At 71.5% G+C, this 17,653-nt stretch carries 11 protein-coding genes; 7 read left to right on the top strand and 4 right to left on the bottom strand.

Features of this window, described 5'->3' with window-relative positions; translation table 11 throughout:
• The first annotated feature begins 275 nt into the window (after positions 1-275).
• Entirely contained in the window at positions 276-2,192 is a 1,917-nt protein-coding gene (locus ACQP1P_RS14710; protein ID WP_433086995.1) for an IPT/TIG domain-containing protein, read from the top strand.
• Between the two features lie 261 nt (positions 2,193-2,453).
• Here the strand turns inward: ACQP1P_RS14710 and ACQP1P_RS14705 are convergent, their stop codons facing one another.
• Both ACQP1P_RS14705 and ACQP1P_RS14700 read right to left on the bottom strand, forming a co-directional pair.
• Entirely contained in the window at positions 2,454-3,734 is a 1,281-nt protein-coding gene (locus ACQP1P_RS14705; RefSeq protein WP_433086994.1) for an EAL and HDOD domain-containing protein, read from the bottom strand.
• A gap of 719 nt (positions 3,735-4,453) precedes the next feature.
• The gene (locus tag ACQP1P_RS14700; protein ID WP_433086993.1) at positions 4,454-6,124 is read right to left on the bottom strand and encodes a fibronectin type III domain-containing protein; all 1,671 of its coding nucleotides are present in this window, start codon (positions 6,122-6,124) and stop codon (positions 4,454-4,456) included.
• A gap of 83 nt (positions 6,125-6,207) precedes the next feature.
• On the opposite strand from ACQP1P_RS14700, the gene ACQP1P_RS14695 reads away from it, so the two are divergent.
• Positions 6,208-6,927: a nicotinamide mononucleotide transporter family protein gene (locus ACQP1P_RS14695; protein WP_433086991.1), complete on the top strand. Its 720-nt coding sequence runs from the start codon at positions 6,208-6,210 to the stop codon at positions 6,925-6,927.
• Between the two features lie 540 nt (positions 6,928-7,467).
• Here ACQP1P_RS14695 and ACQP1P_RS14690 read toward each other — a convergent pair.
• Positions 7,468-8,931: a cellulase family glycosylhydrolase gene (locus ACQP1P_RS14690; protein ID WP_433086989.1), complete on the bottom strand. Its 1,464-nt coding sequence runs from the start codon at positions 8,929-8,931 to the stop codon at positions 7,468-7,470.
• Positions 8,932-9,395: 464 nt separating this feature from the next.
• Here ACQP1P_RS14690 and ACQP1P_RS14685 point away from each other — a divergent pair, with 464 nt between their 5' ends.
• From ACQP1P_RS14685 to ACQP1P_RS14675, 3 genes are all read left to right on the top strand, one after another.
• Complete coding sequence (locus ACQP1P_RS14685; RefSeq protein WP_433086987.1) at positions 9,396-9,857, top strand: hypothetical protein; 462 nt, start codon at positions 9,396-9,398, stop codon at positions 9,855-9,857.
• Positions 9,857-10,021 (top strand): hypothetical protein, encoded by a 165-nt coding sequence (locus ACQP1P_RS14680; protein ID WP_433086985.1) that lies wholly within the window; start codon positions 9,857-9,859, stop codon positions 10,019-10,021. The genes ACQP1P_RS14685 and ACQP1P_RS14680 overlap by 1 nt, the downstream gene beginning before the upstream one ends.
• 203 nt (positions 10,022-10,224) lie before the next feature.
• Positions 10,225-11,256 (top strand): alpha/beta hydrolase, encoded by a 1,032-nt coding sequence (locus tag ACQP1P_RS14675; RefSeq protein ID WP_433086983.1) that lies wholly within the window; start codon positions 10,225-10,227, stop codon positions 11,254-11,256.
• A gap of 4 nt (positions 11,257-11,260) precedes the next feature.
• On the opposite strand, the gene ACQP1P_RS14670 is transcribed toward ACQP1P_RS14675, so the two are convergent.
• Positions 11,261-14,623, bottom strand: coding sequence for a family 16 glycoside hydrolase (locus ACQP1P_RS14670; protein ID WP_433086981.1), 3,363 nt, complete (start codon positions 14,621-14,623; stop codon positions 11,261-11,263).
• Positions 14,624-14,958: 335 nt separating this feature from the next.
• Between ACQP1P_RS14670 and ACQP1P_RS14665 the strand changes: the two genes are divergently transcribed.
• The gene (locus tag ACQP1P_RS14665) at positions 14,959-15,534 is read left to right on the top strand and encodes a hypothetical protein (RefSeq protein WP_433086979.1); all 576 of its coding nucleotides are present in this window, start codon (positions 14,959-14,961) and stop codon (positions 15,532-15,534) included.
• Between the two features lie 40 nt (positions 15,535-15,574).
• Positions 15,575-17,650 carry a flotillin family protein gene (locus tag ACQP1P_RS14660; protein WP_433086977.1) on the top strand — a complete coding sequence of 692 codons (2,076 nt, stop codon included), beginning with the start codon at positions 15,575-15,577 and terminating at the stop codon, positions 17,648-17,650.
• The last annotated feature ends 3 nt before the right edge of the window (positions 17,651-17,653 follow it).

The raw sequence follows: 17,653 nt of genomic DNA, 5'->3' as shown, positions 1-17,653 counted from the left end.
GGCGGAGTATCGCAACAGGCATCCATTGTTGATCTACGTTCGGGGAGAACGAGCGACACCAGGCGCCGCTCCAACACCTGTACGGGGGGAAAGTGTTCGCAACGACGAACATCCGGAGGAGACCGGTAGCCCGCGGACGAACCTGGGCCGGCACCGCGCTGGCCCTCGCCCTTACCGCGGCGACTGTCGCGGTGGCCGCACCCGCGCACGCAGCACCGGCACCGGCGGTAACCGATGTCTCACCGGCGGCCGGACCGCTGGCCGGCGGTACCGAGGTGACCATCACCGGCACCGACCTGACCGGCACCACCGCGGTCACCTTCGACGGCACGCCCGGGACCGGCCTGACGGCGGTCACCGCCACCAGCCTCAAGGTGACCACCCCGGCGCACGCCGCCGGCGACGCCGCGATCGAGGTGACCACGCCCGACGGCACGTCTGACGGCTCGGTGGCGTACACCTACGTGGCCGCGCCGACGGTGGCGGGCGTGGCACCGGCGACCGGCCCGGCGGCCGGAGGTACCGAGGTGACCATCACCGGCACCGGCCTGACCGGCGCCACCAAGGTCACCTTCGGCGGCACGGTCGGCACCGGCCTGACGCCGATCAGCGCCACCAGCCTCAAGGTCACCACCCCGGCGCACGCCGCCGGCGACGCCGCGATCGTGGTCACCGCGCCGGGTGGCACGTCCAACAACGACAACATGTTCGCCTACACGGCGGCGCCGGTGGTGACGACGCAGCCGCTCGCGCAGTCGCGCAACGCCGGCGGCACGGCCACGTTCACGGCGGCGGCCTCGGGCCACCCGACCCCGACGGTCACGTGGCAGGAGAAGCTCCTGAACGGCAGCTGGACCGACATGAGCGGCCAGACGAGCCCGACGCTGACGTTCACCGCGAATGAACAGCAGAACGGCGCGCAGTACCGTGCGGTGTTCCAGAACTCGATCGGTAGCGTGACCACCAGCGCGGCGACGCTGACCGTGACCCCCGCGCCGGGGAGCGCGCCGGACGCACCGGCAGCACCGACCGTCACGGCGGGCGTGTCTTCGATCCAGGTGACGTGGACGGCACCGACCGAGAACGGCTCGCCGGTCACCGGGTACACGGTGACGGCGAACCCGGGCCCGGCCACCTGCTCCACAAAGGCCAAGACCGACACCAGTTGCGTCCTCGGCGCGAACGCGGGCGAGTCCTACACCGTCACGGTGGTGGCCCAGTCGGCCGTCGGCAACTCGGCGCCGAGCGCGGCGTCCAACTCCGTCACGCCGACGGCACCGGCGACACCGCCGGCGGCACCGACGGCGGACGCGCCGCTCACCACCGACGCCGGACCGATCAACGCCGCCGAGCCGGGACAGCAGATCACCATCAAGGGGTCCGGCTACGCGCCGTACTCCACGGTGATCCTCACGATGTACTCGACCCCGGTCCAGGTGGGCAGCGTCATCACCGATGCCAGCGGTGACTTCACCCAGTCGGTCGCCATCCCGAGCGACCTCGCCGCGACGAACCACGCGCTGGTCGCGGCGGGTGTCGACCCGGACGGCACCGCCCGGAACCTGCGCCTCGACCTCTACGTGGCGCCGGGCGCGACGATCAAGATGTCGGGTCCGATCGTGCGCAACAGCGACGGCCGCCCGCAGATGTTCGCGCGCGGGGCGAACAACAACCTATACACCAGTGTCCAGGCCGTCGACGGCACCTGGGGCGCCTGGACGAACCTGGGCGGACTCATCTACAGCGAGCCGGTCGCCGTGCTGAACAACAACGGCCGGCTGCAGGTGTTCGTCGTCGGCGGCGACCACTCGATCTGGTACCGCCTGCAGAACAGCGACGGCTCGTTCGCCTGGTGGGTCCCGGTGGGCTCGCCGAAGTACCTGCACGCGCTGGCACTGACCCAGAATGACGACGGCACGGTCGTCATCATGGGCCGCGGCCAGGACGACAACCTGTGGTCGATCAAGCAGTCCTCGACGTCCGACCCGGGCTCGTGGACCGCATGGGAGAACCTGAGCGGCCTCATCTACAGCAACCCCACGCTCTTCAAGCGCGAGGACGGGCTGATCGAGGTCTTTGCCGTCGGTGGCGACGGCCAGATCTGGCACCGGGTCCAGACCACCGTGAACACGAACAACTTCGCATGGTGGTCCCGTGTGTCGATCTCGGCCAGCAACCGGGTCGGCCTGTGACCGTAGCGGTCTGAACACCACAACGCAGATCGGGCGCACCGGGAACCTCCCGGTGCGCCCGCCTTCGTCTTCCACCCGGGGCAGATCTTCGCCCGGCCGGCAGGAACCTCCCGGTGCGGCCGCCTTCGTCGTCCCGACCTGCCGTACGCATCGGCATCGGCATCGGCCGGTGCGGCGGCGCGGCGGCGCGGCGGCGCGGCGGCGCGGCGGCGCGGCGGTGCGGCGGCGCGGCGGCGCGGCGGTGCGGAATCGGGTGACGGCTCAGCCGGCGAGGGCGTGCAGGCGCTCCTCGGCGCGGTCGGGGATCTCCTGGCTCAGCTCCCCGAGGACGCCGTTGGTCCAGCGCAGGGCGGAGAGGTATGCGGCGACGATCGCGCCCGGCTCGCCGTGGTCGTTGTCCGGGTCCGGGTCGGTGTAGGCGCGCGCCGCGTGCAGGATCGCGCCCAGCGGGCCGTCCCCCGCGCGCAGCGCCCCGCCCAGTTCCGGGCCCAGCGGCAGGCCGGCGACGATCTCGTCGACCGGGACCGCGAAGTGGTCGGCGACGGCCGAGAGCAAACCGCCCAGGTACGCCGCATCGCCCTGCCCCGCGGCGCCCGCGAACTCGGGCGAGTCCACGAGCAGCTGGCACAGCCGTGCCCGGACCAGGATGCGCGCGAGTTGTTCGTGGTCGGCGGTGGTGAGGTCGGAGACGAGCATCAGCGTGACCCATTGACGCAGCCGGTTCAGGCCCATCGCGACGATCGCCTCGCGCACCGATGTGACCGTCCGTTTCAGTCCGAACGTGGCCGCGTTCGTCGCGCGCAACACGCGCATGCTCAACCCGGCATCCTGGCCGACGAGCGCCACGACCTCGTCGAGGTCCACGTCGTCCGCCGTGAGCGCGGCGAGCAGCCGCAGCCGCGCGAGCCTGCCCGGCGCGAGCGCCGAGGTCGTGTCGACATGCGGCCGGCCGAGAATGTGCCCCTGGAACAGGTCGAACCCGAGCTCGAAGGCGAGCCGCAGCGACTCCGTGCTTTCGAGGCGCACCGCGACGAGCTGCAGGTGGGGGTACCGCCGGCAGAGCTCCACACACGCGCGCACCCCGGCCTCGTCGGCCGCGAGCATGTCGACCTTCACGTAGCTGACCAGCGGCAGCAGTACCTCGCGGGGCCCGCCGCACACGAAGTGATCGATCGCGAGCGTAAAACCACGTTCGGACAACACCGTCAGCCCGGCCACGAGCTGTTCGTCGACCTCGACGCTGGCGAGCACTTCGAGCACGGCCTGGCTGTAGTCGAACGGCAGCGGCAGCATCCCGGTCAGGAACGACTTGGTGACGTTGAGGAAGCACACCTTGCCGCCGGTAAGCTCTTCGAGACCGAACTCGGTGAACGCCGCGACAAGAACACGCGCGGTCGCGTGATCGTCCGTGCGCGCAGCGCTCAAAGCATCGGTGCCGGCCCGAAACAACAGCTCGTAGGCGACAACGGCCCCTTCCCGGTCGTAGATCGGCTGCCGCCCGACATGCGCGGTCGTACCGCCACCACTATCCAGTTGCTCCACCCGTCGATTGTCGGCCCCGGTCGCCACTAATGCGACTAAAACCGGCAAATCGGTCGCTGCGGTCGTGCGCCGGCGACCGCCGGTTCCGCCGGGGCCGACTTCGGCCTCCGCGCGGGGTGGGACAGCCCACGGGCAGGAAGGCGGCCCGGCCCCGACCGGCGTCGGTGACCGGCCGATGCGTCGCCGGCGCTACCGTTGCCGCCCTGATTCGGGCAACGGACAGTGCGGGGATTCGCCGTCGGCGACCGTCCGAAACGTCGCCGGCGCTACCATTGCCGCCCTGATTCGGGCAACGGACAGTGCGGGAATCCGGCGTCGGTGACCGGCGGAAACGGCGCCGGTCGCCCACGAGCACGGCGGTGGTCGCCCAGCCGGTGGCCCTGGACCGACCGATCCCGGACGGGCCACCGGCGGGTCCGGTCCCGCCCGGACATCGAGGCGGTAGACATGCACGCGGGCCGCCGTGCCGGGTCAGGGGGCTGACCGGACTCCCCTACATCCGCGTTCCATCCCGTTCCACCAGCGGCATGTCGGTCACCCAAATTCCGAGCCGGACTCGGCCGGCGCCGCGGTGTAGGGCGCGCTGTGTTCCGAACGAGCCCGCCCTCACCGTCAGCAACGCCGCGTCCGGGCCGGCCGTCAGCAACACCGCGCCCGGGTCAGCCGTCAGCAACGCCGCCTCCGGTCAGCCGTCAGCAACGCCGTCTCCGGTCCGGCAGTCAGCAACGCCGCGTCCGGGGCGGTAGGCAGTCCGGCTCGACCGCTCCGGCCACCACCAGCCCAACGCCGACCAACACCGCGAACACCCCGGCCCACGCGAGCACCGCCACATCCGTACCGGTCACCGCCAGAAACGCCGCGCCCGGCACGGCCGGCAGAATGACGCTGCCCGGCGACACCCCAGCGGCGTTTCGTGCAGATACGAGCACCGCATACTGCACACCGTTGTCCAGCCCCGCGACCGAACCCGTCAGCCGATTCCCGTCGGGCTCCGTCTCGAGAGGCCGCCATGTCTGGGCGCCGTCGAGACTGACCTGGTAACCGGTGACCGGATCGGCCCCCGGGTCCAGCGGTGCGCGAAACGACAGTTCGAGTGAGCGATCGCGCGGCGTGATGCGCAGATCCCGCGGCGGGCTCGGTGTGGCCGGGCCGATCCGGGCAACGCCGTCGACATCGCCGACGAAGAGCGCCCCGGTCGAGCTCGCGACTGCGGACCGCCGGCGCGCATCCTCGCTGCGGGCACCGTCGGCACCCTCACCGCGCAAGTCCCGCACACCGTCAACGCCGTCGCCGCGCACACCCTGACCGCGCACGTCGCGCACACCGTCAACGCCCTCGCCGCGCACCTCGCGCGCACCATCAACGCCCTCGCCGCGCACGTCGCGCACACCGTCAACGCCCTCACCGCGCACCTCGCGCACACCGTCAACGCCCTCACCGCGCACCTCGCGCACACCGTCAACTCCCTCGCCGCGCGCACCGCCGGCACCCTCGCCACGCACGTCCCGCACACCTTCAACGCCGTCGCCGCGCGCACCGCCGGCATCCTCGCCGCGGACGTCGCGCACACCGTCAGCATCCTTGCCGAGCACAGCGCCCGCACCCTCGCCGCGCAGGCTCAGCGTGCCGTCCGGCGCGACGATCGCGGCCCCGCCGTCCGTGGCCAGCACCAAATTGTCGCGAGCGTCCACGCTCACGTGCTCGAACGCGTCCAGTCGCGACTCGCGCGCCGGGCCGGGTGTCGGGTGGCCGCAGCCCGTCCCCGCGTACGCAACCCGCACGCCGTCCGCTGCGATGCGCTCGACGCCGCAGTTGGGACTGGAGACGTACAGGTTGCCGAGCGAGTCGACGGCGACGGTGCGCGAGTCTGTCGCGTCGGCGGCGATGGACAGCGTGCCGGAGGGCGAAACGCGCAGCACCGCGTGGTCGTCGGCGATGAACAGGTTGCCCGCGCGGTCCACGGCTAGGCCGGCCGGGGCACTCAGCGGGGAGGACAGCGCCGGGCCGGGCACCGGGGCGCCGGCCACACCGCTGCCGGCCACGGTGCGCGTTCGTCCATCGGGCGTGATCATCGTGACACGGTGACGGGCGTCGCTGACGTACACCGCGCCGTCGGCCCCGACCGCGACGCCCTCGGGCGCGTCGAGGGCCGGCTCCGGGCCGCCGGCCACTTCCGTCACGGCACCGTCGGGCGCGATGCGCACCACTCGATCGCCGCTCGGATCCGCCGCGACCAGGCCGCCTTGGGCGTCTGCGGCCAGTTGCGCGAGGCCGGCGGTACCGGCGAATCGGGTGATCGTATCTGGGCGTCCGGCGGCGAAAACCGGCGTGGCGAGCGGCGTGGCGAGAGCGGGCAGGACGAGCGCGGCGGCGAGGCGCAGGGACCACACACCGCATAAAACGCACAAATAGGGCAAAAGTTACTGACCACGGGGGTCGACGAGCAAAACGCAGCAGTTGTACCGTGCGGCTGGTGCACTGGTTCGCCGACTTGATCGATCGCTTCTACGACGCCCACTGGCAGGTCGCCACCGGGCAGTCGATCAGCTACCGCGAGATCGTGGGCAACGCGTTCGGGCTCGCGTCGGCGCTCTTCGGGCTGCGCCGCAGCGTGTGGGCCTGGCCCGTGGGGATCGTGGGCAACCTGCTGCTGTTCACCGTCTTCGTCGGGCAGGCGGCCGGCGCGGAGGGGGCGACCACGCCGCTGTACGGCCAGGCCTCGCGCCAGGTGTTCTTCGTGCTCACCAGCGTGTACGGCTGGTGGCGCTGGAAACGGAACCGGTCCTCGGGCGGCGGCCCGGCGGTACACCCGCGATGGGCATCGGGCGGCGAACGGCTCGCGCTCCTGGCCGGGTCGGCGGTCGCCGTGGTCGCGTGCTTCTACGTGTTCCGGGCCGTCGGCGCGGGCTTCCCCGTGCCATGGTGGTACTATCTCGCCGACTCCTGGATCTTCGTCGGCTCGATCGCCGCAACGTACGCGATGGCGCGCGGATTCGTGGACTTCTGGCTCTGCTGGATCGCGGTCGACCTGGTGGGTGTCCCGGAGCTGCTGCACTTCCGCTACTACCCGTCGGCCGTGCTCTACGCCGTCTACGCGGGGTTCGTGCTGTGGGGCTTCGCCGTCTGGCTGCGCATCTCGCGCCGCGAGCGACCCCAGCGCCGGTCGGCGGCACCGACGCTGGAGCCCGCCTGAGCGTCCAGGCCGCCGGTTCGGGTCGGCCGCCGTTCGCTCATCCGCGCGTGCAAGGACTCGTTCGATCGGCCGGGTCGGGCGGCGTTGCACACTCCGCCCGGCCAGGCTGTCCGTTCGCGCACAAAGGCCGTGCACGACCGCAACCCGGCTCAGGACCGGCCGCCCAGATGCGCATTCGCTCACCCAGCGTGCAAGGGCTCGTCCGATCGGCCGGGCCGGGCGGCGTTGCACACTCCGCCCGGCCCGGCTGTTCGTTCGCTCAACCCGGTCGGGCGCGGCTCGCCAGAGGGCATGCGTGGCTCGTCCGGGGTCGTGCATGATTCACCCGAGGTCGCGCGGGCTCGGCCGGGATCGCGGGCGGTTCACCCGAGGTCGCGCGCGGGCACGCCCCGGGCCGTGGGCGGTTCACCCCGGGCAGGCACGGGCTCGCCCCGGGCAGGCACGGGCTCGCCCCGGGCAGGCACGGGCTCGCCCCGGGTCGTGGGCGGTTGCACCCCGGGCGGGCGCGGGCTCGCCCGGGGTCGTGCGTGTTCGCCCGGTTCAGCTCGTCGGGAAGTTGTCCGCGGTGCGGATGCGGTTGCGCAGGTACGTGCCGGACTCGCTCAGCGAGTTCGCGTTCGCGTACGAGCCCGCCGCGCACGTGCCGGACTTGAACGCCGCGCTGCTCTCGTTCGCGTCCGAGTACGTCCAGTTCGCGTAGCTGATCTTGTTCTGGTCGAGCAGGTCCAGCCAGGTGCCGGTGCTCGCGAGGTCGACCGTGCCGCCGCCGGTGTAGGTGACGCTGCCGAACTCGGTCACGAACAGCGGCAGCGAGCGGGCCGCCCGCGCCACGACCGCGCGGTAGTCGTCCTTGTGCGAGGCCGCGTAGAAGTGGAACGTGTACATGATGTTCGTCGCGTTCACCGGGTTGTTCACGATCTCGGACTCGTTCGAGCCGTCGGAGACGCCCAGCGACGACCAGCCGCGGGTGCCCACGATCACGACCGCGTCCGGGTCGGCCGCGCGGATGACCGGGATGACCGTCTCGGCGTAGCTCTTGATGCCCTGCCAGCTCACGCCGTTGGGCTCGTTGGCGATCTCGTAGATGACGTTCTTCTTGTTCGCGTTGCGCTGGGCGACGGAGGCGAAGAAGGTCTTGGCCCGGTCCAGGTTGTAGTTCGGGTCACCGGGGGTCAGCGTGTGGAAGTCGATGATCGCGTACATGCCGCGCGCCTCGGCCATGTCCACGTAGTTGTTCACCTGCGCGGTGAAGCCCGACGGGTTCGTCTCGTAGCCCTGCTCCTGCACGTACATGGCGATGCGCAGCAGATCGGCCTTCCAGTCGTTGGCGAGCACGTCCAGCGAGGCGTTGTTGAGGCACGACGCGAACCACTGGATGCCGTGCGTGCTCATGCCGCGCAGCTGGATGGCCTTGTTGTACTGGTTGCACAGATTCACGCCGCACACGTGCAACTGCCCGTTGATGGCCAGCGGCGTGGTCCCCTGCGGCGGAGGCGGCGTGGTGCTGCGGCTCGGGCTGGGGCTCACGCTCCTGGACGGGCTCGGCGAGGCGGTCGTCGGCGACGGCGTGCCGACCGTGCCGGTGCAGGCGACACCGTTGAGCGTGAACGTGGCCGGATTCGGGTTGGCGCCCGTCCACGTCCCGTTGAACCCGATGCTCGTCGAGCCGCCGGTGCCGAGGTTGCCGTTGTAGTCCAGACTCTTGGCGGTGACGGCGGTACCACTCTGCGTGTACGTCGCCGACCACCCCTGGCCGACCTTCTGCCCGGCGTCGCCGAACGTCCAGCCGAGGGTCCACGCGCTGATCGGGTCGCCGAGGTTGGTGATCGCGATGTTCGCGGTGAAGCCACCGGGCCACTGGTTGGTGGTGTAGGCGACGCGGCAGCCCGACGCGGCGGACGCGTTGACCATCGGCGCCAGGATCAGGCCGCCGGCCACGAGGGCCCCGACGGCGCCGGCCACCCCGAGGGTGCGACCGCGCGGCAGACGTTTGAGCAGGCTCATGTCGATGTTCCTCCGGGTACGGGTCGAGCCGGGCGGCTGGCTCGCCCGGGACGGGGATCGTCACGCACCGCCGCCGACGCGCTCAAATGCAGGGCGGCGCGATGTCCCGCGACAGGCGCTCTGACCTGCTGCTTCATGGAGCACAAAGACTGAAATATTCACCTCGAACCGCTTCGACATTTCGCGGTAAAGCCGGGCATTGCGACGGCCCGCAGGAGCACGAACCGCGCATGCGACGAGCAGCAGCAGGCACCCCGCAGGCGGCGGAGCAGCGGCGGCAGCAGGCACCGCGCATTGCGACGCGCCGCCAGGACTCGAGGAATTGCGGAGGCCCGGGCGCGGACCGCAGGCAGGCGGCCGAGCACAGGGTCGCGAACGCGGGAGCCGAAAATCGACGGCGATCCCGGAATACAGTGGCCGAACGGCGATGCAATGCCGGGTGTGCGCCTGCGCACAATGGCGCCGTGCCCGATCCCGAACTCGCCGTGCTGCGTGACGCCATCCGCCACCGCGGGACGATCGACGTGAGCGGTGCGGCCGCGGTCGTCGAGGAGTACCTGGCCGGCGTCCTGCGTGACGCGGGCGCGGCCGGGAACGATGCCGCGCTGCGCTGGGCCCGCGATCGGCTGCGGCTGTTCATGGTCGTGAGCTGGGGAAACTGGTTCGGGGTGCTGGAGCGGCTGCCGCAGGAGTATCCGACGCTGCGGGGCGAGTGGCGCGACCTGCTCGCCGACCCGTCCAGCTACGGGCCGGAGCACCTGATGGCCTGGTGGTGGCACTTGCGGCCGGCGATGTTCGAGCCGCTGGTCGCGAACCAGCTGCGCGAGATGAGCGTCCCGCTGCGCGACGGCGTCGCGAGCATCCTGCGCGACGGCGGCACCTTCGACGGCCGGCTCGTCGACTGGGCGGCGTTCGGCGCGGCCTGATGGCCCGGTGGTGGCACCTGCGGCCGGCGATGTTCGAGCCGCTGGTCGCGAACCAGCTGCGCGAGATGAGCGTCCCGCTGCGCGACGGCGTCGCGAGCATCCTGCGCGACGGCGGCACCTTCGACGGCCGGCTCGTCGACTGGGCGGCGTTCGGCGCGGCCTGACGACCGCCCGCCCCGGCAAGCACCGGAGCAAGGCCTGCCACGGACGAGGCCGGGGAGCCGCCACGCCGCAGCCCGGAGAAGGCCGGGGAACCCACGCCACATCCAGGAGGAGGCCGGGGACCCGCCACGCCACATCCAGGCCGACGTAGGGTGAAGGCGCGCGGGTCGCGCCGCCGGGATCCGCGAAGGCACTGGAGGTACGCATGCTGCCCTGGAAATCCGAGCCGGCCGGGCGCTTCGAGGAGCTCGTCGTCGACAGTGCCGTGCTGCGCGGCAACCCGCTCGGGGATCCGCACGAGCGGCCCCTGCTCGTGTACCTGCCGCCCGGCTACGACGAGGACGAGTCGCGGCGCTACCCCGCGGTCTACGTGGGCCAGGGGTACACCGGGCATCTCGGCATGTGGTGGAACCGTCCCGCCTTCCGGCAGCCCTACCCGGAGCTGATGGACGCCATGTTCGCCCGCGGGGAGGCGCCGCCCGCGATCGTGGTGTTCTTCGACGCCTGGACGGCGCTCGGGGGCAGCCAGTTCCTCGACTCGCCGGCGACCGGGCGCTACCACACGTACCTCTGCGAGGAGGTCGTGCCCTTCGTGGACGGCCGGTTCCGGACCCTCGCCGGCCGCGACCACCGCGGCATCAGCGGCAAGTCCAGCGGCGGCTACGGCGCGATGGTGACCGCCATGCTGCGCCCCGACGTGTTCGGCGCCCTCGCGACCCACGCCGGGGACGCGCTGTTCGAGGTGAGCAACCAGCCCGCCTTCCCGCGGCTGGCACGGCAGCTGCGCGACCAGTACGGCGGCTCCTACGACGCGTTCCTGCGGGAGTTCCGCGAGCGCAGCATCCCGCGCGACGGCGACATCGAGCTGCTGGAGCTCTACGCGTACGCGGCGGCCTACTCGGCCGACGAGGACGGCACGGTCCGCATGCCGTTCGACGACAACGGCGCCCTGATTGCGCCGGTCTGGCAGCGGTGGCTCGACCGCGACCCGGTGGTGATGGCCGCCAAGCCGCAGTACGCCGAGGCCCTGCGCTCGATGCGTGGCATCTGGATCGACGCCGGCCGCCGCGACGAGTACTTCCTCGACCTCGGCGCGTCCGCGTTCCTGGACCGGGTGCTCGCGGCCGGCGTCAAACAGCCGCAGGTGTACTTCGAGCTGTTCGACGCCGGCCACGGCGGTATCGAGTACCGCTACCCGCTCGCGCTGGCCTGGCTCAGCGAGCGCCTGGCCCCTTGAACCCTCACACGGGCTCGATCCAGATGTTGCGGTAGCGCACGTTCGCGCCGGGATCGCCATGGTCCTGCAGGCGGATCGGCAGCGCCGCCGGGCTCTCGGCGGCACCCGCGCCCGTCGGCCCGTCGACGGCCACGTTGTTGTGCACCGTGACGCCGTTCCACACGAGGGTGACCCGGGCGTTCTCGGTCTTCGTGGTGCCGTTCCAGCGGGCCGCGCGGAACGTCACGTCGTACGTCTGCCAGGTCTCCGGCGCCGTTGCCGGATTGCTGTCGGGCGCCCGCTTGAGGTAGATGGCGCCGCAGTCGTTGTTCGCCAGCGAGGTCTTGCCGTAGGTGTCGAGCACCTGGACCTCGTAGCGGTCCTGCAGGTAGATGCCGGAGTTCGCGCGGGCCTGGCCGGTGACGTCGGCCGGGAGGTTCGGCAGCCAGAACTCGACGTGGAGCTTGAAGTCGCCGTACGCCTGCTTCGTGCGGATGTCCCCGCCCAGCACCTCCGCCGAGCCGCCGGAGACGGGCCAGGTCGGGGCGGTGCCGTCGGCGTTGGCGAACGCGTTGAGGCTGCCGCCGTCGAACAGGGTCACCCGCGAGGCTCCATTGTGGACCCAGCTCTGCTGCGCGACCCCGGCCGCGTCCCAGATCTGCAGCTGGGTGCCGTCGGCGGAGGCGCCCCCGGCCGCGTCGAGCACCCTGCCGGACTGCGGGTTGCGCAGGGTGCCGTTCGCCCCGGCCTGCCACACCTGGGCGGCCGAGCCGTTGCAGTCGTACAGCTGCACCTTGGTCCCGTTCGCGGTGCCCCCGTTGTCGACGTCCAGGCACTTGCCCAGCGCGCGCAGCGTGTCGCCGGTGCGGGTCCAGCTCTGCGCGGTTGAGCCGTTGCAGGTCCACAGCTGGATCTTCGTGCCGTTGGCGGTGCCGGCGTTGCTGACGTCGACGCACTTGCCGCCGATGCCGGTGATGGTGCCGGTGTGGTCCGCCGCTCCCCCGCCGCCGGCCGGCGCGACGGTGATGTTGTCGAGGTTGACGTGGCCGATGTCGCCGCTGTCCACGCGGTAGGCGATCGCGTTGCCGCCCGCGCGCAGCTGGAGCGTCTCGGTGGCCGTCGCCCAGGTGTCCCAGTTGCCCGTGTCCGCGAGGGACAGCTGCTTCACCTTGGCGCCGTTGAGGTACAGGCTGACGGTCTTCGTCCCCGCGGAGGGGTTGGGCCCGTTGCTGAACCGCAGCGCCACGGTGTATGCGCCGGCGCTGGGCGCGGCGACGCTGAACGTGGCCGCGGCGCCCGCGTTGCCGAACCCGGCCACGAAGCCGGTGCCGGTGTATCCACTGTGGTCGGTCGCGACGCCCGCGCTGCCGCTCAGGCCCGAGTACTCGGCCTCCTGCTGGCCGGTCGGCGGGAGCGTGCCGTCGGCGAGGGCGTTGAGGGTGTACCAGGCCTCGGTGCTCCACAGCGACTGGCCCGTGGTCGAGGTGAACGGCCGGGGCGAGCGCACGTGGACGACCCGGCCCGGCTTGAGGCCCGCGACCTGGACGGTGACCTTCAGCCGGTCGGCCGAGAGCGTCGCCGAGGTGACCTGGAGCGACTCCTCGTCGACCTTGGGGCCGCCGTAGGCCGGCGTGGGGACGTACCGCCACTGCTTGAACGTGTAGCGCGAGGCCAGCTGCGCCGCCGTCTCGGTCGACACCGGCTGGGTGTACTCCAGCTCGAAGCCGCCGGGCTTGACGCGCATCGCCTTGAAGTCGAAGACGTTCGTGCCGTTCGGGGTGATCTTCTGCAGGCCGTAGGTGAGCTTGCCCTCCTGGCCCCAGTTGCCCCCGGCGCCGAGGCCGCCCGCGTAGATCGCGCCGTCGGGGCCCTCGCTGATGCGCAGCACGCCCATCTCGAGCCCCTGCGTCATGCGGAAGACCGCGCCCTGGTACTCGCCGTTCACCTGCTCCAGCGAGGCGCGCTGGATGCCGCCGTACGTCACGTCGCCGAACGCCAGCTGCCCGGCGTACGGTCCATTGTGGAGCACCAGCGGGGTGCTCGGCGAGTTGGCGATCTCGTTCTGCGGCAGCCACAGCACGGGCTGGGTGACCGGCTGGCCGTCGAACGGGCCGTCGGGGTTGGTGTAGTGGCCGAAGAAGCGGTCCTGCTTGATCTGCACCAGCTTCGACGCCGGCAGCCAGCCGCCCTGGTTGTCGGTCACGAACAGCTCCCCGGCCGGTCCCCAGCCGATGCCGTCGGGGGTGCGCAGGCCGCCGGCGACGTACTGCACGGCGCCGGTCGAGCGGTTGATCTTCAGGCTGGTGCCCCGGTTCGGCGAGCCCTGCGGGTCGGTGGTCGCGCCGCCCTGGTTGATGGAGACGGACAGGTTCAGGTAGAAGTACCCGTCCTGGTACAGCAGCCCGAACCCGAACTCGTGGAAGTTGCCGTCGAACGGCCAGGTCGCGACCGTGCGGTAGCGGTCGATCTGCCCGTCGCCGTCGGTGTCGGTGAGCTCGGTCAGCTCGTGCTTCTGCGACACGTAGATGACGCCGTCGACGATCTTGAGTCCCATGGGCTCCTTCAGTCCGGAGGCGATCCGGGTGTACTGCACCTGCGACGGCGAGGTCGCGCCCGTCACGTTGCGCAGGATGTAGACCTCGCCCGTGGTGTTGAGGCTCCCGCCCCAGGTCGCGATGGCCAGACGCCCGTCGGGGAACCAGTCCATCGCGCTGACCTGCGGGTTGAAGCCGTTCGGGCGCAGGTTCGTCAGGGTGTACCCCGGGTGCAGCGACGTCAGCGGCAGCCCGTCGCCGGGCGAGTCGGCGGATCCCTCGCACTCCTTGCGCCCGGGGGCGGTGACGCGCACGACCCCGGCATCGGTGCTCAGCACCGAGTTCGGCACCAGCGCGTAGGCGCTCGAGCCCGGCGGGCGCCACTCGAGGGTCAACTGCTGGCCGCCGGTGCGCTCGAAGAAGTCGATGCGCAGCGCGTGGTAGCCGGCCGTGAGGGCGACGCTGCCCTCGACCGCGGTCGCGCCGTGCAGGCCGTCGTTGCTGATGACGTTGGCGCCGTCGATGGCGAGGCGGGAGCCGTCGTCGCTGGTGAGCCGGAACGCGTAGGTGCCGGCGCTGGGGATGCTGACGTTGCCGATGACCTGGGCCTGGAAGTAGTCCTCCAGCCCGCCGAAGTCGGCGGCGCTGGTCCAGTTGACGGTCGGCATGAGCTTGTCGACGTTGGGCGTCTGCCCGGACTTGAGCACGCAGATGGAGCTCTGCGGGGTCTGCAGGTCGAAGACCCGCAGGGTGACGCCGGGCTCTTGCGGTGGCACCGCGGCCGCGGCGGGGATCGCCGGCAGCAGGCCGACGCCCGCGAGCAGCACGGCGAAGAGGGTCGTCCATCGCTTCACGGAACGCTCCAAGGGGTAGGAGCCGGTCACGGACTCCCGCGCGCGCTCGCCGAAGACGGGCACGGGTCATCGGGGCGTTCGTCGGCACTGGCGGAACCGACGACCGTCGATATGCCACGACACGCTAGGGGACTTCCGTCCAGATGTCGATAACTTTCGCTGAATACAGCGAAAGATTGCCCGAATTGCGGCGTTCGCCGAGCGCCACGGCCGGCGCCGTCGCGTCGTCCGGGAACCCGGTCGGCGGCGTGCGGGCCCGCGCGCCGTCGCGAACATGGTCTTGACGCGGCCTGTCACCATGCGGACACACGAGCGGAGGGGGACGGGACGGGCCGATGGAGTTTCTCGACGCGATCCTCGGCTTCCCGACCGTCCTGTTCACCGTCCTGCTCGCCGTCGTCATCGCGTACTGGCTCGTCGTGCTCCTCGGGGGCGCCGACACCGACCTGCTCGACGCCGGGGCCGGGCTGCTCGGGGCGCCGATCGCGGTCGGGCTCTCGGTGCTCGTGCCGGTCGCCTGGTTCGTCAGCCTGGCCGGCTCGGCCGTCGTCCGCGGCGCCCTGCCGCGCGTGGCCGTGCTGCTGGTCGCGCTGGCGGCCGGGTGGCTCGCGGCGCGGCTGGCCGCGATCCCGCTGCGGCGGCTCACCCCGGCGACGGGCGGCGACTCCCGCACCGCGTTCGTCGGGCGGTCGTGCGTGATTCGCACCGGGACCGTGACCGAGTCGTTCGGTCAGGCCGAGGTCACCGCCGACGACGGCTCCAGCGCGATCGTCCAGGTCCGCCAGACCGGCGCCGACAGCTTTGCCGCGGGCAGCCCCGCGGTGATCTACGAATACGACCGGGACGGCGAGTTCTTCTGGGTCGTCCCCGCCCCGAACGGATCCACCCCGGACGGATCCACCCCGAACTGACCCGCTCCAACTGGACCCACCCCCGGACACAGGAGCTCTTATGACCGTTCTCACCACCGGCTTCCTCGTCGTGCTCGGCGTGGTCGTGCTCGCCGCGATCGGCGTGCTCATCGCCATCAGCCGGCTGTTCCGCAAGATCGAGCAGGGCAAGGCGCTGATCATCTCCAAGGTCAGCAAGGTCGACGTCACGTTCACCGGCGCGGTCGTGCTGCCGGTCCTGCACAAGGCCGAGGTCATGGACATCTCGGTCAAGACGATCGAGATCGAGCGGACCGGCCGGGAGGGGCTGATCTGCCGCGACAACATCCGGGCCGACATCCGCATCTCGTTCTTCGTGCGGGTCAACAAGACCGTCGAGGACGTCATCAAGGTCGCCCAGGCGATCGGCACCGTGCGCGCCAGCGACCAGGAGACCCTGCAGGAGCTGTTCAACGCCAAGTTCTCCGAGGCGCTCAAGACCGTCGGCAAGCAGCTGGACTTCGTCGACCTCTACACCAAGCGCGACGAGTTCCGCGACCAGATCGTCCGGGTCATCGGCACCGACCTCAACGGCTACAGCCTCGAGGACGCCGCGATCGACTTCCTCGAGCAGACGCCGCTGCACAGCCTCGACAACGCCAACATCCTCGACGCCCAGGGCATCCGGAAGATCACCGAGCTGACCGCGATCGAGCACGTGCGCACGAACGAGTACCGGCGCACCGAGGAGAAGGAGATCAAGCGCCAGGACGTCGACGCCCGCGAGGCGATCCTGGAGCTGGAGCGCCGGCAGGCCGAGGCGGAGATCAAGCAGCAGCGCGAGGTCGCGATCCTGCGGGCGCGGGAGGAGGCCGAGACCGCCCGGGTGCGCGCCGAGGAGCGGCTCAAGTCGCAGACCGCCGAGATCCGCACCGACGAGCAGGTCGGCATCCAGCACGAGAACAAGTCGCGCGAGATCGCCGTGGCCGAGAAGAACCGCGAGCGGGTCATCGCGATCGAGTCGGAGCGCATCGAGAAGGACCGCATGCTCGAGGTCATCGCCCGGCAGCGGGAGACCGAGCTGAGCACGATCGCCAAGGACAAGGAGGTCGAGGCCGAGAAGCGGGCCATCGCCGAGGTCGTCCGGGAGCGCATCGCGGTCGAGCGGACCGTCGCCGAACAGGAGGAGCACATCAAGCGGCTCCGCGTGGTCGAGGAGGCCGAGCGCACCCGCCAGGCGGTCATCATCGCGGCCGAGGCGGAGGCGCAGGAGAACCTGGTCAAGGGGATCAAGGCGGCCGAGGCCGCGGAGCAGGCGGCGAAGTTCAGGGCCCGCGAGGAGCTGGTGCTGGCCGAGGCCCGCCAGCAGACCGCGGAGCTGGAGGCCCGGGCCAAGATCCGGCTCGCCGAGGGCGTGCAGGCCGAGGCGGCCGCGGCCGGTCTGGCCGACGTGCAGGTGCGCGAGCGCAACGCCGAGGCGATCGAGAAGGTCGGCCGGGCGGAGGCCGCGGTCGAGCGCGAGAAGGCGGTCGCGAGCGCCGAGACGATCGAGAAGGCCGGCCTGGCCGAGGCCGCGGTCGAGCGGGAGAAGGCGTCCGCGCTCGCCGACGCGCTGCGCGACAAGCTCAAGGGCGAGGCCGAGGGGCTCACCGAGAAGGCCGCCGCGCTCGCCGCGATGGACTCCGCGACCCGCGGGCACGAGGAGTACCGCCTGCGCCTGGAGATGGAGAAGGAGGTCCGCCTCGCCGGCATCGACGTGCACCGGCAGGTCGCCGAGCAGCAGGCGCACGTGCTGGCCGCGGGCCTGGAGAAGGCGAACATCGACATCGTCGGCGGCGACGGCGTGTTCTTCGACAAGCTGCTCGGCTCGATCACGCTCGGCAAGAGCATCGACGGGCTCGTGCAGCACTCCGACGTCGTGCAGAGCGTCGGCGCCGCCTACCTCGACGGCCGGGGCGACCTGGTCGGCGACCTCGGGCGGGTGCTCGGCTCGATGAGCACCGCCGACGTGTCCAACCTGACGCTGTCGGCGTTCCTGGCCCAGCAGATCCAGCGCGGCGGCGCCGACGGGGACAAGCTGCGCGACCTGCTCGACACGGCCCACCGGCTCGGCATCGCCGACAAGCCGGTCGCGGCGCTGGCGGCGGCCCAGCGGTGACGG

Origin of the sequence: Dactylosporangium sp. CA-052675 (genome assembly GCF_050947935.1) — a bacterium.
Classification (GTDB): Bacteria; Actinomycetota; Actinomycetes; order Mycobacteriales; family Micromonosporaceae; genus Dactylosporangium.
The sequence above is the reverse complement of the archived record's forward strand: the minus strand, read 5'-3'. Positions and strand labels throughout refer to the sequence as shown.